The organism is Blautia wexlerae DSM 19850 (assembly GCF_025148125.1).
Classification (GTDB): domain Bacteria; phylum Bacillota; class Clostridia; order Lachnospirales; family Lachnospiraceae; genus Blautia_A; species Blautia_A wexlerae.
The window spans coordinates 1,941,814-1,968,424 of sequence record NZ_CP102267.1; the positions used below are offsets into that span (position 1 = coordinate 1,941,814).

Here is a 26,611-nt window from a genome sequence, read left to right on the forward strand (position 1 = left end):
TGAATTTTGGCTACGTTAATGTGAACGGAGTGAACAGTAACTAATTAATCGGTAATATGTTATGAAATGATATTTATAGCTTGCGGGTTTGGAAAAAAAGAGATATACTATACTCAGTTTATAATACCACGCAAAACAGGAGGGATTGCATTATGATAGAAGCAACGAGCTGTGGCGGTGTGGTAATTCATCGGGGTAAGATTCTTACTTTGTATAAATCTTACAGGAACCGTTATGAGGGCTGGGTATTGCCGAAAGGAACAGTGGAACCAGGCGAAACGCATGAACAGACAGCATTGCGGGAAGTGATGGAAGAGGCTGGAGTGCGTGCGACCATTGTGAAATACATCGGAAAGAGCCAATATAACTTTACCGTTCCGGAGGACGTGGTTTTCAAAGAGGTACACTGGTATCTTATGACTGCGGATAATTATCATAGTAAGCCCCAGAGAGAGGAGTTTTTTGTAGATTCCGGATATTATAAATTTCATGAGATCTATCATCTGCTGAGGTTTTCAAACGAGAAGCAGATCGTAGAGCGTGCTTATCAGGAATATCTGGAGATGAGAAGCAATGGACTCTGGGGAAAACAGCATAAGTATTATTAACGAGAGAACAGGGCTGTGTTTTTTTGCAACGCAGCCCGGTTTAAATTTTGGAGAAAATGGAAATACTGTAACTGAAGTGTTATAGAAACGGGAGAGGGTGTAAGATGCTGAAATGGCAGGAGAATTTTCTTGCAGGGGAATCTGTAAAGGATCCTGAGGAGATAAAAAAGAAACTGAACAGCGGAAAACCGGTTCTGGGAATTTATCTCCTTACTCTGTCAGAGAATCCTGTGAATCTGATGGATATTATTCCTGCAGCAATGCTGATACAGAAGAGCTTTTATGGAATCTGTCCGAAGATCATAGGAATGGCGAAGGGCAAAGAGGAAGCCCTGGAGATGGTGCGAAGTCTGATCGATGAAATGTACAGGGAAACGGGAACCTTCGCAACAGCTGAATATATAGAAAACAGGTGAGAATATGTTACATATTTTATGGCTGATCCTTAAATTTATACTGATCATCCTGGGAATTCTGCTGGGCCTTCTTTTACTGGCAGTTCTTCTTGTACTGTTCTGTCCTGTAAGATATAAGGCATCAGCTGTCAAGGCAGAAGGTGGCTGGAAACAGACAGAGGGAGAGGGTATCGTAAGTTGGCTGTTTCATGGGATTTCGCTGAGAGCGGAATGGAAAGATCAGCAGATGGAGATATCCTTTCATCTGTTTGGAATTCCCGTAGACAAGTTGTTGAAAAAACGGCAGGAGAAGAGGGCTGTAACAAAGAAATCCGGGAAAAATCCGGAGAAATCCGGCGCAGAAAAGGTATCTGTATCCGGCACAGACGGAAACAGGGAAGAAGAGCATAAAAAATCAGTGGTTGATCACCCGAAATCAGAGAATATGGAGACTGAGGATCTGAAAACAGACAGAAATTCAGCTTCAGATACATCTGCTGATACAGAGAGGATCAGAAACAGTCAGATATCCGGACAGCAGGAACTGAATGCAGATGATACAGATCGGAATAGTCTAAAGAAGAGGCAGTTTTTTATAAAAGGGATCTATGACCGGATCCGAAATATTTTTCAGTCGATTCGTACAAAACTGCAAAATATCCGCAGGACATTCGGGAAGATTAAGAAGAATGTGTCCTGGTGGAAGGCGTTTATAGAACATCCCAGAGTGACAGCTGCCAGAAAACTTGTATGGAAACATGGAAAATTTTTGCTTAAGCATATTTTTCCTACAAGGATAGAAGGGCAGGTTACTTTTTCTTTTGAAGATCCGGCGCTGACAGGTGCGGCACTTGCTGTACTTGGGATGACAATTCCATTTCACAAAAACTGTATACAGATCGATCCCCGCTTTGACAGTGAGAATTATCTGTATGGAAACATCAGGGCAAAAGGCAGGATTTACGGATTTGTTCCTGTGCGGGCAGCAGTGAGTATTTATTTCAATAAAAATATAAAATACGTTATAAAACGTTGGAAAACCAGGAGGGCATGACCATGGCAAATGAAAACAATTTTAAAGAAACCGTAAATTCATTATTCAAGGGAATGGACAGTTTTATTTCTGCGAAAACAGTGGTAGGAGAGGCAATCCATGTAGGCGATACGATCATTCTTCCTCTGATGGATGTATCTTTCGGTGTAGGTGCCGGTGCTTTTTCCGGAGAGAAGAAGGATAACGGCGGCGGCGGAATGGCAGGAAAGATGACTCCCTGTGCAGTGCTTGTGATCCAGAATGGAACAACAAAGCTGGTCAATGTGAAAAATCAGGATGGTCTCACCAAGATCCTTGATATGGTTCCGGATTTTGTAGACCGTTTTACCTCCGGAAAAGGTGACGAAGAATCTGTCGGCGAATCAGAAAAATAATTTTTGCATAGACTATAGCAAACCGATGAAAAAGGTGCAGAAGAATTGGAAAAGCTGTTCGGCTTTATGCTGTTTTTCATAGGGATTGGGATGATAATCGGGATGCTGATCGCAGAAAATGTGGTTCTGGTGGTTTCGGCCGGAGTTTTCCTGTTGTTGGGATATCATCTTTTCTGTCATTAACTTTACAGAAGATTGCGAATATCCCGTTTGACATATGAAATAAAAAAAGACTGTCAGCTCAGGCAGAATATTCGGTAAAGAATATCTGAACAGAGGGACAGTCTTTTTTGCAAAAAAAATACCCCTGTTGCAACAGGGGTAATGGTGTTATTATGCTCTTTCTACTTTACCGGATCTTAAGCAAGAAGTACATACATATGTCTTTCTAGCTCCACCCTCAGCAGTCTTGATTTTAACGGATTTTACGTTAGATTTCCACATTTTATTGGATCTTCTATGTGAATGACTTACATTATTTCCGAAATGAGCAGCTTTCTCACAGATTGCACATTTAGCCATGATAGCACCTCCTTGACGCTTTATTGTTACTGTCGTGCTGTGTGCATAGCGTCTGAACAGTAACCTTGTGTTCAACAGATTACATTGTAACAGATGAATTGTGCTTTTGCAAGCAAAAAAAGGAAAAAACTCAAAAATTATATTTCTTTTTCTGTGAAAAGAGGTTATAATACACTTACATACAATAATGAGCATTGGAGGTAACCATATGAATGGACGTATAGATTCCGGATTAGGTCAGATCATAATTGACACAGATGTAATCGCAACCTACGCAGGAAGCGTTGCTGTAGAATGTTTTGGTATCGTAGGCATGGCTGCAGTCAGTATGAAGGACGGACTGGTAAAGCTTCTTGGAAAGAACAGCCTGAAACATGGCATCAGCGTCAGAATTACAGAGGACAATAAAATCCGCCTGAATTTCCATGTTATTGTGGCATATGGCGTGAACATAAGTACAATTGCAGACAACCTTGTCAGCAATGTCAAATATAAAGTCGAGGCCTTTACAGGAATGGAGATCGATAAGATCGATATTTATGTAGAAGGTGTACGCGCAATTGATTAGGATAGAGGAGGAACTTGTGGTGAATAACAAAACCATAGATGCCAGAATACTTTCCAGGATGTTTCTTGCAGGAGCCAAGAATCTGGAAGCTAAAAAAGAATGGATCAACGAACTGAACGTATTTCCGGTACCGGATGGAGATACAGGAACCAATATGACAATGACGATCATGGCAGCAGCAGCAGAAGTAGGTTCTCTGGGAGAGCCTGACATGGAGTCACTGGCCAAGGCGATTTCTTCCGGTTCTCTGCGCGGTGCAAGAGGTAACTCAGGTGTTATTCTTTCTCAGCTTCTGCGTGGTTTTACCAGAAGTGTTAAGAACAGTAAGGAACTGGATGCCATTGATATCGCGGCAGCCATGGAGAAAGGTGTGGAGACTGCATATAAGGCAGTCATGAAACCGAAGGAGGGAACAATCCTTACTGTTGCAAGAGAGGCTGCTGCCAAGGCTGTAGAGCTTGCGGAGACAGCAGAGGATCTGGATACATTTTTCCAGAGCGTGATCGCTCATGCGGAGGAAACTCTGGCAAAGACACCGGAGATGCTGCCGGTTCTGAAAGAAGCAGGAGTAGTGGATTCCGGTGGACAGGGACTTCTGGAAGTATACCATGGTGCATATGATGGTTTCCTTGGCAAAGAGATTGATTATACACAGTTTGACAAGGCAAAAGGTCCTGCTGTGACTAAGATCGATGCACAGACAGAGGCTGATATTAAATTTGGTTATTGTACAGAGTTTATTATTCTTCTGAACCAGCCGATGTCCGAGGAGACAGAGCATGAATTTAAGAAATTCCTGATGTCCCTTGGTGATTCTATTGTGCTTGTTGCAGATGACGAGATCGTGAAAGTTCATGTTCATACCAATCATCCTGGACAGGCTATTGAGAAAGCCCTTACCTTTGGTGCACTTTCACGTATGAAGATCGACAATATGCGTGAGGAGCATCAGGAGAAGCTTATAAAGGATGCCGAGAAAATAGCGAAAGAACAGGCAGAACAGGAAGAAAAAGAAGAAGCAGCACAGCCACCGAAGGAAGTTGGCTTTATTTCCGTATCTGTGGGAAAGGGAATGACAGAGATCTTTAAGGAACTGGGTGTGGATTACCTGATCGAGGGCGGTCAGACAATGAACCCGAGTACAGAGGATATGCTCAATGCCATTGCAAAAGTAAATGCAAAGACTATTTATATTTTCCCGAACAATAAGAATATTGTTCTTGCTGCAAACCAGGCAAGGGATCTTACTGAGGATAAAGAGATCGTGGTTGTGCCGACTAAGACCATTCCGCAGGGAATTACTGCCATGATCAGTTATGTGCCCGAGAAGAACAGTGCGGAGAATACTGAGGCTATGCTTCAGGCAATCGAACATGTGAAGACCGGACAGATCACGTATGCTGTGCGTGATACAAGGATTGATGATAAGGAGATCCATGAGGGGGATATGATGGGTATCGGTGATCATGGAATCCTGGCTGTTGGCAAGGACCGCATGGAAGTTGCCAAGGAGACAGTTGCCCAGATGGTGGATGATGAGTCTGAGGTGATCAGTATTTATTATGGTGCTGATACTGAGGAGGCTGAAGCTGAGGAGTTGGCAACGGCTCTGGAGGAGGCTTGTCCGGATTGTGATGTGGAACTGAATGCGGGTGGACAGCCGATTTATTATTATGTTATTTCTGTAGAGTAGGATAATAGAGTTTTTGAGAGAGATAAACGAATAGTTCATGTGATGAAAACGGGTATAGGCCATTGTTGAGGGTGGGTATATCCGTTTTCGTATTAAAAAGGGACGGCAGGAAAATTATTTGTTTTTGTGTGCGGTTTCGGGAACTAAGATATTCTAAGGTTCCGGAAATCTGCTAAGGGCATGAGCAGCCCTCTCAAACTCGCTCCGTTGCAAACTTCGCTCAGACAGTGAGACTGTCTGCTCATAACGCAGTTTTCCGGAACCTAAGAATATCTAAGATCCCTGCAAATGCACACAAAAACAAATAATTTTCCCGCCTGGCAGCTGGCTGGGCGGATGACATAGTCCGTTTTTACTTGATTATAACCGAATAATTGCTCTGCCGGATAGCCGGATACTTGATTTGGTTAAATTTATATTTGTGATGGATTTTTTAGAAAGGAAAAGGAGATAGATGTCGATATCTTTGAGAACCCTTAAGGGCGTGGGGGAGAAAACGGAAAAGTTATTTGCGAAAATAGGAGTTACGGATAGGGAATCTCTTCTGAGTTATTATCCACGTAATTATGATGCGTATGAGGAGCCTGTTGAGATCCGGTCTCTGGAAGAGGGAGCTGTTGTGGCGATTTCTGTGGCGGTTATAACGGGTGTGTATGTGAATCAGGTGCGGAATCTTCAGGTGATCACGACCACTGTGGCAGATCTTACGGGGAAAATTTCTGTTACGTGGTTTAATGCACCGTATCTGCGCTCTGCAGTCAGGAAAGGCAGCAGGTTTGTTCTGCGGGGGCGTGTCGTCAGGAAGCAGGGGAAGTTGCAGATGGAGCATCCTGAGATTTTTACTCCTGCGGCTTATGAGGAGATTCTGCACAGTCTTCAGCCGATTTATGGACTGACTGCGGGGCTTTCTAATAAGACGATCGTGAAGCTGATCCATCAGGTGCTTGATGAGCAGAAGCTTCAGGCAGAGTATCTGGCAGATGAGTATAAGGAAAGGTACCACCTGGCAGACAGGAATTTTGCGATTCCTGCGATTCATTTTCCCAAAAATATGCAGGAGCTGTTAGCTGCAAGGAGAAGGTTGGTGTTTGACGAGTTTCTTCTTTTTATTCTTGCTGTGCAGTCTTTGAAGGAGAAGACGGAGGAAGCACCGAATGCGTTTCCCATGCATCCGGTGTGGACGACAGAGCAGATTATTGAAAGTCTGCCCTATGATCTGACAAAGGCGCAGTTGAATGTGTGGCATGAGATTGAGAGGGATTTAAGTGGCCAGGCCCTGATGTCCAGACTGGTGCAGGGAGATGTGGGAAGCGGTAAGACGATCCTTGCGTTTCTCGCAATGATCATGACTGTGGAGAATGGATATCAGGCAGTGCTTATGGCACCTACGGAGGTTCTTGCAAGGCAGCATTTTCAGGCAATGGAGAAGTTGCTGCAGGAACAGAATATTGATTTTGGGCATCCGGTTTTGCTGACAGGATCAGGTACTGCGAAGGAGAAAAGGAAAAAATATGCGCTGATCGCGTCAAAAGAGGCTAACCTGGTAATAGGAACGCATGCGCTGATTCAGGAAAAAGTGCAGTACAATAATCTTGGACTGGTTATTACAGATGAGCAGCATCGTTTTGGTGTGAAACAGAGGGAAGCACTGACTACTATGGGAAACCCGCCTAATGTGCTGGTGATGAGTGCTACACCGATTCCAAGGACGCTGGCGATCATTATATACGGGGATCTGGATATTTCAGTAATTGATGAACTTCCTGCGCAGAGACTTCCCATTAAAAATTGTGTGGTGGATACTTCTTACAGGCCGAAGGCTTATTCTTTTATGGAGAAGCAGATCCGTCAGGGACGGCAGGTTTATGTGATCTGTCCAATGGTGGAGGAGAGCGAAGGGATGGATGGGGAAAATGTGCTGGATTATACCCTGAAGCTTCGCAATGTTTTTTCGCCGGATATAAAGATTGCTTCTCTTCATGGAAAGATGAAAGCGAAAGAGAAGAATGTGATCATGGAGGCTTTTGCCGCAGGGGAAATTCAGATCTTGGTATCTACTACTGTAGTTGAGGTAGGAGTGAATGTGCCTAATGCTACAGTGATGATGGTGGAGAATGCCGAGCGTTTCGGGCTGGCACAGCTTCATCAGCTTCGCGGGCGTGTCGGTAGAGGGGAATATCAGTCATATTGCATTTTTATGCAGGGAAATGGTGCAAAGGAAATTTCTAAACGTCTGCAGATTCTGAACAAATCCAATGATGGATTTTATATTGCAGGAGAGGATCTGAAGCTTCGCGGTCCTGGTGATCTTTTTGGAATCCGCCAGAGTGGTCTGCTGGAATTTAAACTGGGGGACATCTATCAGGATGCGGATATCCTGAAAGCTGCCAGTGAAACGGCTTCGGAGATTCTGTCCCTTGATGCGGATTTAAGCCTTCCGCAGAATGAGGAACTTCAGAGGAGACTTTCGGCATATATGAAGGAAGATCTGCAGAATCTAGGACTATAGAAAATGACGGATACAGAGTAAAAAATAATACTGTTCATGTTACTGTTTATAAGATGCCTAGATTATAAAAACAGAAAAACATTGCAAAAGCAGAAGATTCGTAGTATTCTATTTTCATAAAAGAATGTTACTGTTTATCATATTTTCGGTAACATAAGAATACCTGTAACTGTACAAAACTGAGCAGTTACGAATACTTATACCTTGTAAGGAGGCTAATCATATGGCAACAAAAGCAACTACAGCAGATCTCAACACATCCACTGCGAAGACAACCGAAGTTAAAGAGGCTCCTGCAAAGACAACTGCTGAAGAAGTAGCTGTAAATAAAGAAGCAAACAAGAAAGAAACTGCTGAAACAGAGACTGTAAAGAAAGAAACAACAGCAAAGAAACCGGCAGCAAGAAGAACAAGAAAGACTGCAGAAAAGAAATCAGCAGAAGCAGAGAAAGAAACCGAGAAGAAAGAAACAGCTAAAGCAGCAGACACTGTAGAAAAGAAACCGGCAGAAACAGAGAAAGAAGCCGAGAAAAAAGAGACAGCTAAAACAACAAAGACTGCTGCAAAACCAACAAAAACAACGAAAAGAACTACAAAGAAGGCTCCTGCTAAGACAGCTGAGAAACCGGCTGAAGAGACAGCTGCCGAGAAGAAGACAACAAGAAGAACCACTAAGAAAGAAGCAACAGCAGAAGTATATATTCAGTTCATGGGCAGAGAAGTATATACAAAAAATATTTTAAGTAATGTCAGAAGAATCTGGACAGACGAACTGGGTAAAAAGGAGAAAGATCTCAAAGATATTAAGATTTATATCAAACCTGAAGAGAACAAAGCATATTATGTAATTAACGGTGATATTACAGGTTCTGTGTGGATCTGACATATAAAAGATAAGAACAATTTTCAAATCTTATGGCAATCACATAAATCAGTTACTTGAGAATGATCAGAATAATAAGTAATGAAGTAATCACAGACAGGTTTAATGACCTGTCAGGTTAAGACATTGAGAAACTCAGATGATAACATAAATTCATCTGAGTTTTTTGTGCTTTCGGTTATAAAAAAATTGAGACATACCTGCTACTTGACAAAAATTATCAGTTAGTATAAGCTATCTGCATAAGGTTATTGAGAAAAATCGGCTATAGCAATCCTCGTAAATAATGCATTTAAGACAGTTCAGCAGGGTTTCACACTCTGATGGGCTGGATTAAGATGCATTATTTACGAGGATTGCTATAATAACGACGATGATAACCAAATACAAATACAAAAGGTGAGCGACTGAAAATGACATTAAAAGATTTGGAAATCGGAAAAAGTGCTGTGATCACGTCGGTTGGCGGCAAGGGTGCCCTGCGTCAGCATTTCCTGGATATGGGTATGATTCCGGGAGCTGAGGTCACAGTCGTGAAGTTTGCACCCATGGGAGATCCCATGGAATTACAGGTACATGGATATGAACTGACATTAAGACTTGCGGAAGCAGAGCAGATAGAAATCGAACAGATCCCGAAGCGAAGCAGAAGTCACGCCGGAATAGAGGCTGTAAGCGACCTGGCACATCCGGGACTTGGAGAGGATGGAAAGTATCATTCCAGAGAAGATGAACATCCACTGCCTGAGGGAACTACACTGACGTACGCATTGGTGGGAAATCAGAACTGTGGAAAAACTACATTGTTTAACCAACTGACAGGTTCCAGTCAACATGTGGGAAACTTTCCAGGAGTAACGGTGGATCGTAAGACCGGTTCGATTAAAGGCCATCCGGATACAGAAATCACAGACCTTCCGGGAATTTATTCCATGTCCCCTTACAGCAGTGAGGAGATTGTCTCCAGAAATTTTGTCCTGGATGAGAAACCAAGTGCGATCATCAACATTGTGGATGCTACCAATATTGAGAGAAACCTGTATCTGACCATGCAGCTTCTGGAGATGGATATTCCTATGGTAGTTGCAATGAACATGATGGATGAAGTGCTGGGAAATCAGGGTTCTATAGATGTAAATAAGATGGAATCGCTGCTTGGAGTACCTGTAATCCCTATTTCCGCAGCAAAGAATGAAGGGGTTGATGAGCTGGTTGACCATGCGTTACATATAGCGAAATATCAGGAACATCCGCTGCGTCAGGATTTCTGTGATAAGAGTGACCATGACGGTGCAGTACACCGCTGTATTCATGCGGTCATGCACCTGATTGAGGATCATGCGGCGCAGGCTGATATTCCTACCCGTTTTGCAGCAACCAAGGCAATCGAGGGAGATCCGCTGATTCTTGAGAAGCTGAAGCTGGACACAAATGAGACGGAGATGCTGGAGCATATCGTACAGCAGATGGAAACAGAGCGTCAGGTTGACAGAAGCGCTGCGATCGCAGATATGCGTTTTGACTTTATTGAGCGTTTGTGTGAACAGACAGTTGTAAAGCCAAAAGAGAGTAAGGAGAGAATCAGAAGTGAGAAAATTGATAAGATTCTTACAGGAAAATATACAGCGATTCCCTGTTTCATCGGAATCATGGTACTGGTATTTTATCTTACCTTTAATGTGATCGGAGCGTGGCTTCAGGGGCTTCTGGAGATTGGAATTGATAAGGTTTCTGCGCTGGTAGAAGCAGCACTGACAGCAGCAAATGTAAACAGTGCCATGCATAGCCTGGTCATTGACGGTATTTTTACAGGTGTGGGAAGTGTACTCAGTTTTCTGCCGATTATTGTAACCCTGTTTTTCTTTCTGTCTCTTATGGAAGACAGCGGATACGTTGCACGTGTTGCTTTTGTGATGGACAAACTTCTGCGTAAGATCGGCCTTTCCGGAAGAAGTATTGTACCAATGCTGATCGGATTCGGATGTACGGTTCCGGCTGTTATGGCCACACGTACACTTACAAGTGAGCGTGACAGAAAGATGACGATTTTGCTGACTCCATTTATGAGCTGTACTGCGAAGCTGCCGATTTATTCTTTCTTTGTAAGTGCTTTTTTCCCGAAGAAGGGCGGATTTATTATGGCAGGTCTTTACCTGCTTGGAATTTTGGTGGGAATCCTGGCGGCATTTTTGTATAACAGAACTCTTTTCAAGGGAGATCCCGTCCCGTTTGTCATGGAACTTCCCAATTACCGGCTGCCGGGAGCAAGGAATGTAGGTCAGCTTTTGTGGGAAAAAGCAAAAGATTTCCTGCAGAGAGCGTTTTCTATTATCCTGCTTGCATCAATGATAATCTGGTTCCTGCAGAGCTTTGATCTGCATTTAAATCTTGTAAAAGATTCTGCAGACAGTATTCTGGCAATGGTGGCGGGAGTCTTGGCACCTATATTTAAACCAATCGGACTGGGAGACTGGAGAATCTGTACAGCTCTTATCAGCGGATTTATGGCAAAAGAGAGCGTGGTATCTACTCTGGAAGTACTTTTCGGTGGAAATATTGCCTCTGTACTGACTCCGTTGGCAGCAGCATCCCTGCTGGTATTCAGTTTGCTCTATACACCATGTGTGGCGGCTATCGCTTCGATCAAACGTGAAATGGGCAGCAAATGGGCTGTTGGTGTTGTGGTATGGCAGTGTGTGATTGCCTGGGTGGCTGCACTGATCGTACATCTGATAGGGATGATCTGATTTTATTAATTCGCTTTTATAGAAAAACCGATGGATTTGACTGTTTTCAGTCATCACCATCGGTTTTTTTCAGTTCCTCAACTGAGAGGCTTTTATCTGATTAGTACTGTCCGCCCTGGGAACCACTGGACATCTGTCTTTCCTGGGCTTCGATCATCTTTTTGACCATATAACCTCCGACAGAACCATTCTGTTTAGAAGTCAGGTTACCGTTGTACCCGTCTGTAAGCGGTACGCCTAATTCATTTGCAACCTCGAATTTGAAACGGTCTAACGCACCTTTTGCTTCCGGTACAGCTGTCTGGTTAGAAGATTTTGTGTTTGACATATCAATTTCCTCCTTGGTTGTTGTTTTCTTTTGAAAGTGTTTTTGTGTTGCAATGCTAGTATATGAAGATGCAGAAATAATACACTGGAAGTTTTCGCATGGACAGGAAGAGCATGGAAACAGGAAAACTTGCATGATGACTGTAAGAAAAATATTAATAAATTATGAATTATGTATATTTTTTAAGTTTTAATTGCGTTTTATTTAGTGCTTTGTTATAATTACAGTTAGGATTGTGGATAAAAGATAAAATCCGCAAAATAAATAGGAGAAACGGAGAGGAGAAACTATGAACTTAGGTATAATCGCACATAACAGTAAAAAAGTACTGATAGAAGATTTCTGCATCGCTTATAAGAATATACTTGCCAAACATGAGGTCTATGCCACAGGTACAACCGGACGGAGAATAGAAGAAGCGACAAGCCTTCATGTGCATAAATTCCTTGCCGGCAGTATTGGTGGAGACAAGCAGTTTATGGAGATGGTAGAGCGTCAGGATCTTGATATGGTCATTCTGTTCTACAATCCGGTCATGATCGATCCTAAAGAACCGGATATCACAAGCATCGTGAGAAGATGCGACCAGTACAATATTCCTGTAGCGACAAATATTGCCACAGCAGAACTTCTTATTTTAGGGCTTGCAAGAGGAGACCTGGATTGGAGACTGAATCTGAAATGAGAGTGATCGCAGGTAAAGCCAGAAGGCTTAATTTGAAAACAATTCCGGGGATAGACACAAGACCTACTACTGACAGAATCAAAGAAACATTATTTAATATACTTCAGCCGGAGCTTTTGGAATGCCGTTTCCTGGATCTTTTTTCCGGAAGTGGCGGGATCGGAATCGAAGCTCTGAGCAGAGGGGCTTCTTATGCAGTGTTTGTGGAGAAGAATCCAAAAGCTGCTGCATGCATCAGAGAAAATCTTGCATTTACAAAACTGGCAGAAGATGGTAAACTGCTGAACATGGACGTGTTGCAGGCATTGCGTTCCCTTGAGGGAAAAGGTGTTTTTGACATTATTTTTATGGATCCCCCATATAATAATGAACTGGAAAGACAGGTGCTGGAATATCTGAAAGACAGCACAGTTGCAGATAAGAATACACTTATTATTGTGGAAGCGGATCTTCAGACGGATTTCAGTTATGTGGAATCTCTCGGTTACAGGCAGCTGCGTTCGAAAGAGTATAAAACAAATAAGCATGTATTTTTAGAACGTGCATAATTAACTATAATAATTTCAGAATGAATGCATTGCTTCCTGAAATTATCATAAGATTGCTGCCTGCAGGCAGCATTCGTGTTGTTATGCATATGTGTATGTGCCAGAGGAAAGAGAGAGTAAAAATAAATGAAAATAGCAGTATATCCCGGCAGCTTTGATCCGGCTACCTATGGACATCTTGATGTGATCCGGAGAGCAGCAGTTTCTTTTGACAAAGTGATAGTGGGCGTTTTACATAATTCTTCAAAAAGTCCGTTGTTTTCTGTGCAGGAACGTGTTAATATATTAGAAAAGGCGACTCGGGACGTTCCTAATGTCGAGGTAAAACCATTTGAGGGATTGTCTGTGAATTTTGCCAGAGAGAATCACGCTCAGGTGATCATACGTGGACTTCGTGCAGTTACAGATTTTGAGTATGAGCTCCAGATGGCTCAGACCAATCGTGTACTTGCACCGGATGTAGATACTGTATTTCTGACTACAAGTCTGGAATATGCATACCTGAGTTCTACAATATTGAAGGAAGTTGCACATTTTGGAGGCGACCTGAGTAAGTTTGCACCGGCCGAGATAACGGATGCAGTTATTGAGAAGATTCGTCTTACAGCAGACAACAAATAAGTTATTGTTCACATAGAGCGTACAGTAACAGAAATAGAAAATAAGGAGTGTATATACTATGAGCAGCAGAATTGAACAGATTATCGGTGAGATTGAGGAATATGTGGACAGCTGTAAATTCCAGCCACTGTCAACTACTAAGATTGTGGTAAATAAAGAAGAAATTGAGGAACTTCTGAGAGAACTCCGCCTGAAAACTCCGGATGAGATTAAACGTTATCAGAAGATCATTAACAATAAGGACGCTATCCTTGAGGATGCTCAGACTAAGGCAGATGCACTGATCGCAGATGCGCAGGCAAGAGCACAGGAACTGGTAACACAGCATGAGATTATGCAGAAAGCATATGCACAGGCAAATGATACGATCAATGCAGCTAACAAACAGGCACAGGAGATTCTGGATTCTGCAACACAGGATGCAAACAGCATTCGTCTCAGCGCGATCACCTATACAGATGATATGATGGCCAATATTGGCAGTGTGCTTAATACAACATTAGAGGATGCAGGTGTGAAATACAAAACATTTATTGATTCCCTGCAGAGCTGTCTTGATGTTGTAAACCACAATCGTCAGGAACTTGCACCTCAGACAGCACAGGCTGCAGCAATTACAGGCTCTTATCATGATAATGACGGAGCGAAAGATGATGATGACGATCTGTTAGATGATCTGGGAGAGAACTAAAAATAAATCAGTTATTAAATATAGAAGATGAGAAAACAAGGGGCAGGAAAATTTCCTGCCCTGATTTTGTATAATGAAATGATGACAGTTCCCGGAAAGAATTTATTTTCACAGATAGGAAATCAGACAGTAAAGAATACCTGCTGTAAGGAATGTACAGATACACTTGGAAATAAAATAAGGCAGAATGCTGAGGTCATGGTGGAGAACACCTTTTGTCTGAGCAAGGATGCACAGACCGCCGGATGCGGTGGCTGCAGCGGACAAAAGTATACGAGTCATGTATGGCAGTCCGGAAACTGAAATAAGAGAAAGTCCGGAAGTGATCTCTGTAAATCCGAGCAGCAGGTATTGATAGAGAAGTGGAAAAGGCGCATAATATCTGATACATCCTGCCAGAATGGAGAACAATAGAATATATCCTCCGAGACGTGTAATGGTTTCAAAACCGTTCATTATAGAAAAATCAAGTATATTTTTTCGAGAAGAAATCTCGGGTGAAAATCCTGGGGAATCTGAGATGGTGGCATTTTGGTACACAAAAAAACGAAAGAACAGCATACATATCAGATTTGCTGAAAAAATACTCGCAAAGACCATGCCGGCAGGTACTGTATCCTTAAGACAGGACTTACAGAGATAGGTAATGATAAAGGCAGGGCTTGGATTGTTACAGAAGGTAGTGAGATAAAGAGCTTCTTTTTTGCTGATTTTATGTAATCCATACAGATCAGAGGCAAGTTTGGCTCCCAGAGGATAACCACACAGCATTCCGAGAACGAAAACATAACCACCCCAGATGCTGACACCCGGAAAAATATGAAAGAATGATTCAAATGGCAGGAGAAGTTTCCGGATATGACCGGTATGTGTAAGCATTCCTGTGAGAATAATAAATGGGAGAAGCGTTGGGATTAATGTATTCAGCCACAGAGTCATTCCGGCTCTGGCACAGGACAGACTTTCAGCAGGATGCAGCAGAAGAAAGACAAGAAGAAAACAAATACCACCGGTGAGTATGGTGTTTTTGGACATACAACAACCTCTTTGCAATTGTTTGCCATTCTTTATAAAATTTATATGGCGCAGAATGAAAATAAATGCTATAGTATTTGGGTAAAATATATCTGGAAAATTTGTCGTATATCGGGAAAACAATGGTATATTATAAGACAAATGTGTGATTTTTGGAGGTAATATAATTATGGCAGTTTTAGAGAATTGTGAACCCAAAAGAGTGTTCCATTATTTTGAGGAGATATGCAAAATTCCTCATGGCTCAGGAAATACAAAGCAGATCAGCGACTATCTGGTTCAGTTTGCAAAGGATCATGATCTGAAATATGTTCAGGATGAGATGAATAATGTGGTTATTTATAAACCGGGCACAGCGGGATACGAGAATGCTCCTGTAGTGATCATTCAGGGACATATGGATATGGTATGTGAGAAACGTCCGGATGTAGAGCATGATTTTACAAAAGACGGATTAAATCTTTCTGTAGAAGGTGACTATGTATCTGCAAACGGAACAACCCTTGGTGGTGATGACGGAATTGCTGTTGCTTATGGTCTTGCACTTCTGGAAAGTGATACAATTGCTCATCCGCCGCTTGAAGTGTTTATTACTGTAGATGAGGAAATCGGTCTTCTGGGTGCAGTTGGATTTGACTGCAGTGTATTAAAAGGAAGAAGATTTATCAATCTGGATTCTGAAGCAGAAGGAAGCCTCTGGATCAGCTGTGCAGGCGGACTTTCCGGAGTCAGCCATATTCCAGTGACAAGACTGGATGCAGAGGGAGAGAAGCTGACAGTTAAGATCAGCGGACTGATGGGCGGTCATTCCGGAGCTGAGATTGACAAGAATCGTGCAAACGCAAATTCTCTTCTCGGAAAATTTCTCCATGGTCTGGATGAGAAAACAGATTTTGAACTGATCAGTGTGCAGGGCGGACAGAAAGATAATGCCATTACAAGGGAGGCTACAGCAGAAATCCTTGTTCTTGAAGAAAATGTAGATGCTGTCAGAGAATATGCGGCTTCTGTGCAGGGAGCATGGAGAGAAGAGTATGCAGGAACTGATGAGGGTATCACAGTAACTGTTGAAGATGAGGGAAAACAGGAAGTAAGGGTTCTTCATCCCACAAGTAAAGAAAAAGTAATTTTCTTCCTTGTAAATGTACCTTATGGTGTTCAGAAAATGAGCGGAACGATCAAAGGACTGGTAGAGACTTCTACGAATATTGGTATTCTGAAGACTTCTGAGAATGAGGTAATGGGAAGTTCCAGTATCAGAAGTTCTGTGGAGACAGCCAGAGATTCCCTTTCTGACAAGATTGCCTATCTGACGGAGTTCCTTGGCGGAGAGTATGAGAGACAGGGCGTTTATCCTGCGTGGGAGTATCGCAAGGATTCACCGCTTCGTGATAAGATGGTGGAAGTATATGAGGAAATGTATGGACAGAAACCGAATGTGGTGGCAATCCATGCAGGACTTGAGTGTGGACTTTTCTATAAGAAGATGGAAGGACTTGACTGTGTGTCTCTGGGACCTGATATGAAGGATATTCATACGTCTGAAGAGGTGCTTAGTATTTCTTCTACAGAGAGAGTCTGGAAGTATCTGGTGAAAGTTCTGGAGGCTCTTAAAGAGTGATGTTGGAAGCATCCCTGTTGCGCTTTGGCGGCAGGGGTGCTTTTTTGAATGTTCTATATGTCCGGTGCTTTGCATATACTGTATCAGAATGCGGAACTAGGCATTTCTAAAAAAAACAGAAACTATTCATATTAGCGAGATATTTTTCAAAATCTATGCTATAATAACAAAATGTATGAAATGCAAGGAGCGAGTGAAAATGGAAATACAGTTATGGAGAAGCATTTTGTGCCCGTATGAACTGGCTGTGAGAGAGCTGGAAGTGAAATTCAATCACATTATTGATGAATGTAAAGAGAATGATGTTTACTGCCCGATTGAGCAGGTGGAGGGCAGGGTTAAGAGCGTGAGCAGTATTCTTGAGAAAATGCAGCGCAAGCATATTCCTATGGAGAGAATGGAAGAAGAACTGGAGGATATTGCCGGTGTTCGTATTATCTGCCAGTTTGAGGAGGATATAGAGACGGTTGCTTCCCTGATCCAGAAGAGAAGCGATATGGTTATAAAGAGTGAGAAGAATTATCTGAAGCATATTAAACAGAGTGGTTACAGAAGTTATCATCTGATTATTTATTATACAGTGGATACGATCAAAGGGCCAAAGAAGCTGCAGGCGGAGATACAGATCCGTACAATGGCTATGAACTTTTGGGCGACGATTGAGCATTCCCTGCAATATAAATATAAAGGGGATATGCCGGAGCATGTGGCAGAACGTCTGAGCAAGGCAGCAGATGCCATTAATGCTCTTGACCATGAGATGTCTTCTGTGCGGAATGAGATTATGGATGCACAGAATTCGTCACAGATGCAGTCTAATCTGGTGAAGGATATTCTGATCAACATTGAAAATCTGTACAAGATTGCAAATAAGCGGGAGATTATGAAGATTCAGGATGAGTTCCTGAGAGTATTTAAAACAAAAGATCTTCAGCAACTGAAGCGGTTCCACAGACAGCTTGATATTATATCCGAAGGATACCGGGCACAGGCAGTGTATCATCATGTCTGATTATTATCCGGAAATGATAATTTGAAAGGTTTGCTGCAGATGTAGAACTGTGTGGCGGATGATCGTATCCGCATGACTATAATACATACGAGGAAAATATAAATGCAGGATTTTTTACCGGTAACAAAGAAAGAAATGAAACAGAGAGGGTGGGAGCAGGTAGATTTTGCCTATATTACAGGTGATGCCTACGTGGACCATCCTTCCTTTGGTACTGCGATCATCAGCAGACTGTTGGAGAGTCGTGGGTATAAAGTGGGGATCATTCCTCAGCCTGACTGGAGAAAGAAGGAGAGTATTCAGGTATTTGGAGAGCCTCGACTGGGATTTCTGGTGTCTGCGGGAAATATGGACTCTATGGTAAATCACTATACAGTCTCTAAAAAGCACAGGCAGAAAGATTCCTATTCACCGGGAGGCCAGATGGGACTTCGTCCTGACCGCGCGGTGATCGTGTACAGCAATCTGATCCGTCAGACTTATAAAAAGACACCCATTATCCTGGGTGGGATTGAAGCCAGCCTGAGACGACTGGCACATTATGATTATTGGGAGAATAAAGTAAAACACAGTGTACTCCTTGATTCCGGGGCAGATATGATTTCCTATGGAATGGGTGAGCATTCGATCATAGAGATTGCAGATGCGCTGGCGAGTGGACTGCCGGTAGAGGAACTTACCTATATTGCAGGAACTGTATTTAAGTGCAGGGATCTGTCGAGAGTTTATGATCCGATTATTCTTCCTTCTTATGAGGAAGTAAAAGTAAACAAGAAGGTTTATGCAGACAGCTTTGCCATTCAGTATCAGAATACAGATCCATTCAGCGCCAGACCAATGGCAGAATCTTATGGGACAAAGGGATATATTATACAGAATCCTCCTGCTCTGCCCCTGACACAGGAGGAAATGGATGATGTATATGCCCTGCCTTATACGGAGAAAGTTCATCCCATGTATGAGAAGCTGGGCGGAATTCCGGCACTGGAAGAAATCAAGTTCAGCCTGACAAGCAACAGAGGGTGCTTTGGCGGCTGTAATTTCTGCGCCCTGACTTTTCATCAGGGAAGAATTCTTCAGACCAGAAGTCATGAGTCTCTGATCGAAGAAGCTACCAGAATGACAAATGATCCTGAGTTCAAGGGTTATATTCACGATGTGGGTGGTCCCACAGCAGATTTCAGACAACCATCTTGTCAGAAACAGCTCACGAAAGGGGTCTGCAAGAATAAGCAGTGCCTGTTTCCCACGCCATGCAAAAACCTGACTGTAGATCATTCGGATTACGTTTCTCTGCTTCGGAAGCTGCGGAAGATCCCGGGAGTGAAGAAGGTATTCATCCGCTCCGGTGTACGCTTTGATTATGTGGTGGCAGACAGGGACAAGACTTTTTTGCGTGAACTGGTGGAACATCACGTAAGTGGGCAGTTGCGTGTGGCACCGGAACATGTGTCTGATCAGGTTCTGAAGTATATGGGAAAACCAAGTCACAGCGTCTATCAGCAGTTTCTTAAGGAATATGATGCGGCAAACAGGCAAACAGGAAAGCAGCAGTATGCTGTCCCGTATTTCATGTCCTCCCATCCGGGATGTACCATGAAAGAGGCAGTAAAACTTGCGGAATATGTCCGGGATCTTGGCTTTACCCCGGAACAGGTACAGGATTTCTATCCAACCCCGTCTACTCTTTCTACCTGTATGTACTATACGGGAATCCATCCTCTTACAGGTGAGAAGGTATATGTGCCGAAGAACCCCCATGAAAAAGCAATACAGAGAGCTTTGATGCAGTACAAGAATCCTGCAAACAGAGAACTGGTGCTGGAAGGCCTCAAAATGACCGGAAGAATGGACCTGGTAGGTTACGGCCCTAAATGTTTGATCCGGCCGCTTCGAGAGAATCATGGAGGCCAACAGCATACTCAGGGCAGTAGTCGGAATGCGAAAAACAGCAGAAATAGCAAAAATAACAAAAACAGTTCAGCATCTGCAAAGAAGAATACTATCAGAAATATACATAAGAAAAATTCCAGAGGAGGACGTAAGTGACAGAAAAGAAAAACAGAAATAAAAAACAAAGTAAAGCGAAAACATCTTCAAAAGTATCCAAAGGGAACTTCGGATATTTCAGAAGTGAAAAGAGACGCCGCCTGATCATCACTGCAATTCTTTTTGCAGTACCCTTATTCATCTTTTTTACATCCTGGTTCTATTTTAAGACAAGAATGACTGTCTGGACAGTTGTAACTGTAGTTGGCTGTCTTCCGGCATGTAAATCCATGGTGAATCTGATCATGATTCTGAAATGCAGACCAATGGATGCCGGATTATATCAGAAAATCCATGAGCATCAGGGCAGTCTGGATATGGCATATGAACTTTACATGACTTTTTATGAAAAAAGTGCCTATATTGATGCAGCAGCAGTATGTGGAAATACAGTAGTGGCTTACAGCAGTGATCCGAAAATCGATGCATCTTTCATGGAAACCAATTCCCAGAAGATCATCCGTAAAAACGGTTATAAAGTGACGGTGAAAATTTTTACAGATCTCCGTCCGTTCCTGGAACGTCTTGATTCCATGAACGATCACAGAGAAAGTCTGGAAGAAGGAATCAAATTTACCCCGGACGAAAAATATCCGGATCTTTCCAGAAACGAACTGATCCGACAGACCATTCTGGCATTGTGTCTGTAGTCGCCGGAATTCAATTACAAAATATATCTATAGCAATGTGTTATTTCGGAGTTTGGTATAATTATACAGGAACAATTAAATATGAAAGAATTTATTATAGAAGAAAATGAAGCGGGCCAGCGCTTTGATAAATATCTGGCCAAGCTTCTCAGAGAAGCACCTAAAAGTTTTTTTTACAAAATGCTCCGCAAAAAGAACATCACTCTAAATGGAAAGAAAGCCACAGGAAACGAAAAACTTCTCAAAGGCGACACCATCAAACTGTTTCTGAGTGATGAAACTTTCGATAAATTTGCAGGAAGCAGTCAGGCAGCAAGAGCATACTGCGAACTGGATATTGTTTACGAGGATTCTGATATCATTATCATCAATAAACCGGCAGGGATGCTTTCACAGCCGGCAGATGACGGGGAACCGTCCCTTGTAGAATATCTGACCGGCTACCTTTTAAAGAAAGGTGACCTTACAGAAGAACAGCTCAAAACCTTCAGACCTTCTGTATGTAACCGACTTGACCGTAATACCAGCGGAATGGTCTGTGCAGGTAAAAGCCTTGCCGGTCTGCAGTTTCTGTCCAGGATATTCCACGACAGAACACTTCACAAATACTACATCTGCCTCACAAAAGGCAAAATAGAAAAACCGGATCATATCAGGGGTTATCTGCACAAAGATAAAAAAACAAACAAAGTAATCGTAAGCAGACAGGAATTCAAAGATTCCCTGCCGATTGAAACGAAATATCGTCCTCTTGGCAGCAACGGAAAAATAACTCTTCTGGAAGTTGAGCTGATCACAGGCCGTACTCACCAGATTCGTGCTCACCTTGCAGGAACAGGACATCCATTGCTTGGAGACACCAAATACGGAGATTCTGAATTTAATAAGCAATATATCCGCCATGGAGTCAGGCATCAGCTTCTCCATGCATACAGGTTAGTAATTCCGGAGACAGACCAGACCTTTGTGGCGCCGGCACCGGAGCTTTTCTGTAAAATCATCAAAGAGGAAAATCTTGAGGAGGCTTATCATGAGAATCTGGAAAGAAATATGGGATTACGCAAAAATGATCATCATAGTAGTAGTGATCGTAACGCTTGTGAATAGCGTAGTACTGATCAATGCCAAAATTCCTTCCGAATCAATGGAAAAAACCATTATGACAGGAGACCGTATTTTCGGATTCCGCCTTGCATATGGACTCAATCTGGATTTCTTCGGACATGAAATATCAAAAAAAATAAAAGATCCGGAACGCTTTGACATTGTTATTTTCAAATACCCGGATGACGAAAGCAAGCTTTTCATCAAACGAGTCATCGGACTTCCGGGAGAAAAAGTACAGATTAAGGACGGCAAAGTCTATATCAATGATTCAGAGATTCCTCTGGATGACAGTTTCGTTCCGGAAAAACCAAGGGGCAGCTTTGGCCCGTATGAAGTTCCCGAAAACAGCTATTTCGTCCTGGGTGATAACCGCAATCATTCCAAAGACTCCCGTTGCTGGAAAAGCACCAGTTTTGTGACCTTTGATGAGATTGTCGGAAAGGCAGTTATCAGGTATTATCCGTCGGTAAAATTATTGAAGTAGAAAATAAAATTTACGGAGAAATAAAGTGGCAACATGGAACAGCAGAGGTTTGCGGGGATCCACTCTGGAGGATCTTGTAAATCGTACAAATGAACAATACAGAGAAAAGGGACTGGCACTTATCCAAAAAATTCCCACTCCGATCACACCTGTCCGTATGGATAAGGAAAACCGTCATATTACGCTGGCATATTTCGAGCAACGAAGCACTGTAGACTATATTGGAGCAGTACAGGGCATCCCTGTCTGCTTTGATGCCAAAGAATGTGCGGCGGATACTTTTCCGCTTGCGAATATCCATCCTCATCAGGTGGAATTTATGCAGGCATTTGAAAAGCAGGGAGGGGTGGCTTTTTTTCTTATATTCTACAGCCATGAAAACCAGTTCTATTACCTTACACTGCGCAGTCTCCTTACTTTCTGGAACCGGATGCAGGAAGGCGGCCGCAAGAGCTTCCGGCGCGAAGAACTGGAGCCTCAGTACTATTTGAACAAAAAAAGCGGGTTTCTTGTGCCCTTTCTTGATGGAGTTCAGACTGATCTTAATGAACGGGAATAGGAAAGGGGACGCGCAGAAATTTATTTTATTTCCGGTGCGGTTTCGGCATCTAAGAGTTTCTAAGGCAAAAAAAATCTGCTAAAAGCATGAGCCGTCTTCTCAAACTCGCTCCGTCGCCGACTTCGCTCAGACAGTGAAACAGCCGGCTCATAACGCAGATTTTTTTTGCCTAAGAAACTCTAAGATACCTGCAAATGCACCGGAAATAAAATAAATTTCTGCGCTGTGTATTGGCAGTAACTATGAAGAAATCAACTTGTTGGCACACTATAGCAAGCCTCTTAATTAATACATATTGATTCAGCTTATCAGAGTGTGAAATCTTGCGTCAGATATCCTTGTCTTCCGCATTGCGAGAACCAGCTCGGAAACATATTGTATTTGAGGTGCATTTGCAGGTGTCTTAGAGATTCTTAGTTTTCAGGAAATCTGCGTTATGAGAAGAAAAGCCCCTTGTCTGAGCGATAGCGAGTAATTCCGGGCTTTTCTTCTCATGGTTTTAGCAGATTTTCTGAAGACTTAGAAGCTCTTAGGCACCGAAACCGCACCTCAAATACAATATGTTTCTGAGCGTCCCTCTAAACATACATAACGAATAGACAAAAACAACAATATAATAACATTAACTGTACTTGACATTTATTTGAAAACCTATTATAATTCTACCTAGTTACACATTGATTTGGTAGCACGTTACCGCACTAAAGTAAAATATAAAATAATAACAAAAAGAATCACAACATAACCAAGAGGAGGACCACCCATGCAGCGTATTTTCCACACCCCTGAAGGTGTAAGAGACATCTACAACGGCGAATGCAGCCAGAAAAGAAAGGTACAGGAGAAAATCCATCGCGTCTTCCACCAGTATGGCTATGAAGACATAGAAACCCCGACATTCGAATACTTTGAAGTATTCAGCCGCGAAGTAGGAACCATCCCATCCAAAGAACTTTATAAATTCTTTGACAGAGAAGGCAATACCCTGGTACTCAGACCTGACTTCACCCCGTCTGTATCCAGAGCCTGTGCAACCTACTTTTCCCCGGACAAAGAACCTGTAAGCCTCTGCTACACAGGAAACACATTTATTAATAACACCAGCTACAGAGGACATCTCAAAGAAACCACACAGATGGGAGTAGAACGGATCGGTGATGAATCCGCAGATGCAGATGCAGAACTTCTTGCCATGACAGTGGAATGCCTTCTGGCAGCAGGTCTTACAGAATTTCAGGTCAGTGTCGGACAGGTAGATTACTTCAAATCCTTATTAAAAGAAGCCGAACTCGGTCCGGAAGCAGAAGAACGTCTTCGTGTTTTGATCTCGCAGAAAAATTCTTTCGGAGTAGAAGAGTTTGTAGAAGAACAGAAACTCAAAGACAGTATGCAGAAAGCCTTTACTGAAATCCCACAGATGTTTGGTTCAGAAGAAGTCTTAAAGAAAGCCAGAAGTCTGACAAACAACGCCTGCGCACTGGAGGCAGTTTCCAGACTGGAAGAAATCTATGAGATTATGAAAAACTACGGATATGAAAAGTATATCTCTTTCGATTTTGGAATGCTTAGTAAATATCAGTACTATACAGGTATCATTTTCCAGGCATATACTTACGGAACCGGTGAACCTATGATCAAGGGAGGCCGTTACAATGGCCTGATGAAACACTTTGGCAAACCTGCGGCATCTATCGGATTTGCCCTTGAAGTAGATAACCTTCTTCTTGCACTTTCCAGCCAGAAACTGATCTCTGAGAAAGAGGAGAAGCCGGAAGTAATCGAATACGAGCCACAGAACCGTACAGAAGCCATTAAAGAGGCACAGAAACTTCGTGCAGAGGGCAGATGTGTGGCATTACGTTTGAAAAAGGAGGTCAGATAAGCCATGAGATACCTGACAGTTGCCCTGACAAAAGGCAGACTTGCCAACAAAACAATGGAGATGTTTGAGAAAGCAGGAATCACCTGCGAAGAGATGAAAGATAAAGATTCCCGTAAACTGATCTTTACTAATGAAGAACTGAAGATGAAATTCTTCCTTGCAAAAGGGCCGGATGTTCCTACCTATGTAGAGTATGGTGCGGCAGATATCGGAATTGTGGGAAAGGATACGATCCTGGAGGAAGGCCGTAAGCTTTATGAAGTGATGGATCTTGGATTTGGAAAATGTAAGATGTGTGTCTGCGGACCGGAGAGTGCCAGAGAAGTTCTGGAGAACAACCAGCTGATCCGTGTGGCGACTAAATATCCAAATATTGCCAAGGATTACTTCTTTAACAGAAAACACCAGACAGTAGATTTGATCAAATTAAACGGTTCCATTGAACTGGCACCCATCGTTGGTCTGTCTGAAGTGATCGTAGATATTGTGGAGACCGGAAGTACACTGAAGGAAAACGGACTGAAGGTGCTGGAAGAGGTCTGCCCGTTGTCTGCCAGAATGGTAGTCAATCAGGTGAGCATGAAGATGGAAAATGAGAGAATCCGTAAACTTATTGAAGACTTAAGAAGAGTTCTTCAGGAGGAGATGTAAAGATGCGTACAGTAAAATTAACAAAAGAATCAACAAAGGATATTCTTGAGAATCTGCTGAAAAGAAGCCCGAATAACTATGGGAAATTTGAATCCACAGTAGCTCAGATCCTTGATAAAGTAAAAAATGAAGGGGACGCAGCCCTTTTTGCCTATACAAAAGAATTTGACAAAGCTGATGTGACAAAAGAGACTATCCGCGTCACAGATGCAGAAATTGAAGAGGCTTATGCGCAGATTGATCCTGCACTTCTTGGAGTGATCCGCAAAGCTCTGGTCAATATCCGTCAGTATCATGAAAAACAGATCCAGAACAGCTGGTTTACAAGCACAACAGATGGAACTATGCTTGGACAGAAAGTAACACCGTTAAATCGTGTGGGTGTCTATGTACCCGGTGGAAAAGCAGTTTATCCGTCTTCTGTACTGATGAATATTGTACCTGCGAAAGTGGCAGGAGTCCCGCATATTGTTATGACAACACCGCCCGGAAAGGATGGCAAAGTATGCGCTTCCACACTGGTAGCAGCCAAAGAAGCAGGAGCAGATGAGATTTATAAGGTGGGTGGTGCACAGGCGATCGGTGCCCTTGCTTTCGGAACAGAGAGTATTCCGAAGGTAGACAAGATCGTAGGTCCCGGAAACATTTTCGTAGCTCTTGCAAAGAAAGCAGTATATGGCTATGTAAGCATTGACTCCATTGCAGGACCGAGTGAGATCCTTGTTCTTGCAGATGAGACAGCTAATCCGCATTTTGTGGCAGCTGACCTTCTTTCCCAGGCAGAGCATGATGAACTGGCATGTGCTATCCTGATCACTACAAGTGAGGAATTTGCGAAGAAAGTAGATGAAGAAGTAAAAGGTTTCGTGGAGGTTCTTTCCAGAAAAGAAATCATTCAGAAGTCTCTTGATAACTTTGGATACATTCTGATCGCAGAGGATATGGACGAGGCGATTGAGGCAGCCAATGAAATCGCTCCGGAACATATGGAGATCGTGACAGCCAATCCCTTTGAAGATATGATGAAAGTGAAGAATGCAGGTGCGATCTTTATCGGAGAGTACAGTTCCGAGCCACTGGGAGATTATTTTGCAGGTCCGAACCATGTACTTCCTACAAACGGAACAGCCAAATTTTTCTCAGCCCTTTCCGTAGATGATTTCATCAAGAAATCAAGTATTGTATATTACTCAAAATCCGCACTGCGTAATATACACAAAGATATCATTCAGTTTGCAACTTCTGAGCAGCTTACTGCACATGCAAATTCTATTGCAGTTCGTTTTGAGGATGAAGATAAAGAATAATGGTAAGGCTTTGAATTTGAAATCTGCT

Annotated in this window: 26 protein-coding genes; 23 read left to right on the forward strand and 3 right to left on the reverse strand. The window is 42.7% G+C overall.

Features of this window, described 5'->3' with window-relative positions; all coding sequences use genetic code 11:
* Positions 1–152: 152 nt before the first annotated feature.
* From NQ550_RS09040 to NQ550_RS09055, 4 genes are all read left to right on the forward strand, one after another.
* Positions 153–608 (forward strand): NUDIX hydrolase, encoded by a 456-nt coding sequence (locus NQ550_RS09040; protein ID WP_008704324.1) that lies wholly within the window; start codon positions 153–155, stop codon positions 606–608.
* 104 nt (positions 609–712) lie between these two features.
* Positions 713–1,024, forward strand: a complete 312-nt coding sequence (locus tag NQ550_RS09045; protein ID WP_025576982.1) for a hypothetical protein — start codon at positions 713–715, stop codon at positions 1,022–1,024.
* A 4-nt stretch (positions 1,025–1,028) separates the two neighbouring features.
* On the forward strand, positions 1,029–2,057 hold the full coding sequence (locus tag NQ550_RS09050; RefSeq protein WP_025576983.1) for a DUF2953 domain-containing protein: 1,029 nt from the start codon (positions 1,029–1,031) through the stop codon (positions 2,055–2,057).
* 2 nt (positions 2,058–2,059) lie between these two features.
* Positions 2,060–2,431 carry a GerW family sporulation protein gene (locus NQ550_RS09055; RefSeq protein ID WP_020993849.1) on the forward strand — a complete coding sequence of 124 codons (372 nt, stop codon included), beginning with the start codon at positions 2,060–2,062 and terminating at the stop codon, positions 2,429–2,431.
* 333 nt (positions 2,432–2,764) lie between these two features.
* Here NQ550_RS09055 and rpmB read toward each other — a convergent pair whose 3' ends face one another.
* Positions 2,765–2,953 carry a 50S ribosomal protein L28 gene (rpmB, locus tag NQ550_RS09060; protein ID WP_019161496.1) on the reverse strand — a complete coding sequence of 63 codons (189 nt, stop codon included), beginning with the start codon at positions 2,951–2,953 and terminating at the stop codon, positions 2,765–2,767.
* Positions 2,954–3,161: 208 nt separating this feature from the next.
* Between rpmB and NQ550_RS09065 the strand changes: the two genes are divergently transcribed.
* The 5 genes from NQ550_RS09065 (at position 3,162) to feoB (ending at position 11,353) form a co-directional block, all read left to right on the forward strand.
* On the forward strand, positions 3,162–3,521 hold the full coding sequence (locus NQ550_RS09065) for an Asp23/Gls24 family envelope stress response protein (protein ID WP_020993850.1): 360 nt from the start codon (positions 3,162–3,164) through the stop codon (positions 3,519–3,521).
* A gap of 58 nt (positions 3,522–3,579) precedes the next feature.
* Positions 3,580–5,214: a DAK2 domain-containing protein gene (locus NQ550_RS09070; protein ID WP_044996080.1), complete on the forward strand. Its 1,635-nt coding sequence runs from the start codon at positions 3,580–3,582 to the stop codon at positions 5,212–5,214.
* A 454-nt stretch (positions 5,215–5,668) separates the two neighbouring features.
* Positions 5,669–7,723, forward strand: a complete 2,055-nt coding sequence (recG, locus tag NQ550_RS09075) for an ATP-dependent DNA helicase RecG (RefSeq protein WP_025576985.1) — start codon at positions 5,669–5,671, stop codon at positions 7,721–7,723.
* Between the two features lie 223 nt (positions 7,724–7,946).
* Complete coding sequence (locus tag NQ550_RS09080; RefSeq protein WP_008704312.1) at positions 7,947–8,606, forward strand: DUF6465 family protein; 660 nt, start codon at positions 7,947–7,949, stop codon at positions 8,604–8,606.
* Between the two features lie 413 nt (positions 8,607–9,019).
* Positions 9,020–11,353, forward strand: a complete 2,334-nt coding sequence (feoB, locus tag NQ550_RS09085; protein WP_025576986.1) for a ferrous iron transport protein B — start codon at positions 9,020–9,022, stop codon at positions 11,351–11,353.
* A gap of 100 nt (positions 11,354–11,453) precedes the next feature.
* Here feoB and NQ550_RS09090 read toward each other — a convergent pair whose 3' ends face one another.
* The gene (locus NQ550_RS09090) at positions 11,454–11,681 is read right to left on the reverse strand and encodes an alpha/beta-type small acid-soluble spore protein (RefSeq protein ID WP_025576987.1); all 228 of its coding nucleotides are present in this window, start codon (positions 11,679–11,681) and stop codon (positions 11,454–11,456) included.
* Positions 11,682–11,970: 289 nt separating this feature from the next.
* On the opposite strand from NQ550_RS09090, the gene NQ550_RS09095 reads away from it, so the two are divergent.
* The 4 genes from NQ550_RS09095 to NQ550_RS09110 all read left to right on the forward strand — a co-directional run bounded on the left by NQ550_RS09095 (position 11,971) and on the right by NQ550_RS09110 (position 14,226).
* Positions 11,971–12,366, forward strand: a complete 396-nt coding sequence (locus tag NQ550_RS09095; RefSeq protein ID WP_008702973.1) for a methylglyoxal synthase — start codon at positions 11,971–11,973, stop codon at positions 12,364–12,366.
* Complete coding sequence (gene rsmD / locus NQ550_RS09100; RefSeq protein ID WP_020993877.1) at positions 12,363–12,914, forward strand: 16S rRNA (guanine(966)-N(2))-methyltransferase RsmD; 552 nt, start codon at positions 12,363–12,365, stop codon at positions 12,912–12,914. The genes NQ550_RS09095 and rsmD overlap by 4 nt, the downstream gene beginning before the upstream one ends.
* Before the next feature lie 126 nt (positions 12,915–13,040).
* Positions 13,041–13,535, forward strand: coding sequence for a pantetheine-phosphate adenylyltransferase (coaD, locus tag NQ550_RS09105; RefSeq protein WP_008702978.1), 495 nt, complete (start codon positions 13,041–13,043; stop codon positions 13,533–13,535).
* Positions 13,536–13,593: 58 nt separating this feature from the next.
* The gene (locus NQ550_RS09110) at positions 13,594–14,226 is read left to right on the forward strand and encodes a hypothetical protein (protein WP_008702979.1); all 633 of its coding nucleotides are present in this window, start codon (positions 13,594–13,596) and stop codon (positions 14,224–14,226) included.
* A 108-nt stretch (positions 14,227–14,334) separates the two neighbouring features.
* Here the strand turns inward: NQ550_RS09110 and NQ550_RS09115 are convergent, their stop codons facing one another.
* The gene (locus tag NQ550_RS09115) at positions 14,335–15,261 is read right to left on the reverse strand and encodes a hypothetical protein (protein WP_025576988.1); all 927 of its coding nucleotides are present in this window, start codon (positions 15,259–15,261) and stop codon (positions 14,335–14,337) included.
* A gap of 169 nt (positions 15,262–15,430) precedes the next feature.
* Here NQ550_RS09115 and NQ550_RS09120 point away from each other — a divergent pair, with 169 nt between their 5' ends.
* From NQ550_RS09120 to hisD, 10 genes are all read left to right on the forward strand, one after another.
* Complete coding sequence (locus tag NQ550_RS09120; RefSeq protein WP_020993878.1) at positions 15,431–16,882, forward strand: aminoacyl-histidine dipeptidase; 1,452 nt, start codon at positions 15,431–15,433, stop codon at positions 16,880–16,882.
* 199 nt (positions 16,883–17,081) lie between these two features.
* Positions 17,082–17,894 carry a GTP pyrophosphokinase gene (locus tag NQ550_RS09125; RefSeq protein WP_025576989.1) on the forward strand — a complete coding sequence of 271 codons (813 nt, stop codon included), beginning with the start codon at positions 17,082–17,084 and terminating at the stop codon, positions 17,892–17,894.
* Between the two features lie 102 nt (positions 17,895–17,996).
* Positions 17,997–19,943: a YgiQ family radical SAM protein gene (locus NQ550_RS09130; protein WP_025576990.1), complete on the forward strand. Its 1,947-nt coding sequence runs from the start codon at positions 17,997–17,999 to the stop codon at positions 19,941–19,943.
* Entirely contained in the window at positions 19,940–20,593 is a 654-nt protein-coding gene (locus tag NQ550_RS09135; RefSeq protein WP_008702984.1) for a hypothetical protein, read from the forward strand. The genes NQ550_RS09130 and NQ550_RS09135 overlap by 4 nt, the downstream gene beginning before the upstream one ends.
* An 81-nt stretch (positions 20,594–20,674) precedes the next feature.
* Positions 20,675–21,700: an RluA family pseudouridine synthase gene (locus NQ550_RS09140; protein ID WP_025576991.1), complete on the forward strand. Its 1,026-nt coding sequence runs from the start codon at positions 20,675–20,677 to the stop codon at positions 21,698–21,700.
* The gene (gene lepB, locus NQ550_RS09145; RefSeq protein WP_008702987.1) at positions 21,624–22,184 is read left to right on the forward strand and encodes a signal peptidase I; all 561 of its coding nucleotides are present in this window, start codon (positions 21,624–21,626) and stop codon (positions 22,182–22,184) included. The genes NQ550_RS09140 and lepB overlap by 77 nt, the downstream gene beginning before the upstream one ends.
* A gap of 25 nt (positions 22,185–22,209) precedes the next feature.
* Positions 22,210–22,743, forward strand: a complete 534-nt coding sequence (locus NQ550_RS09150) for a Holliday junction resolvase RecU (RefSeq protein WP_025576992.1) — start codon at positions 22,210–22,212, stop codon at positions 22,741–22,743.
* 763 nt (positions 22,744–23,506) lie between these two features.
* Positions 23,507–24,625 carry an ATP phosphoribosyltransferase regulatory subunit gene (hisZ, locus tag NQ550_RS09155; protein ID WP_008702989.1) on the forward strand — a complete coding sequence of 373 codons (1,119 nt, stop codon included), beginning with the start codon at positions 23,507–23,509 and terminating at the stop codon, positions 24,623–24,625.
* A gap of 3 nt (positions 24,626–24,628) precedes the next feature.
* On the forward strand, positions 24,629–25,276 hold the full coding sequence (gene hisG / locus NQ550_RS09160) for an ATP phosphoribosyltransferase (protein WP_008702990.1): 648 nt from the start codon (positions 24,629–24,631) through the stop codon (positions 25,274–25,276).
* Between the two features lie 2 nt (positions 25,277–25,278).
* Positions 25,279–26,583 (forward strand): histidinol dehydrogenase, encoded by a 1,305-nt coding sequence (gene hisD, locus NQ550_RS09165; protein WP_008702991.1) that lies wholly within the window; start codon positions 25,279–25,281, stop codon positions 26,581–26,583.
* The last annotated feature ends 28 nt before the right edge of the window (positions 26,584–26,611 follow it).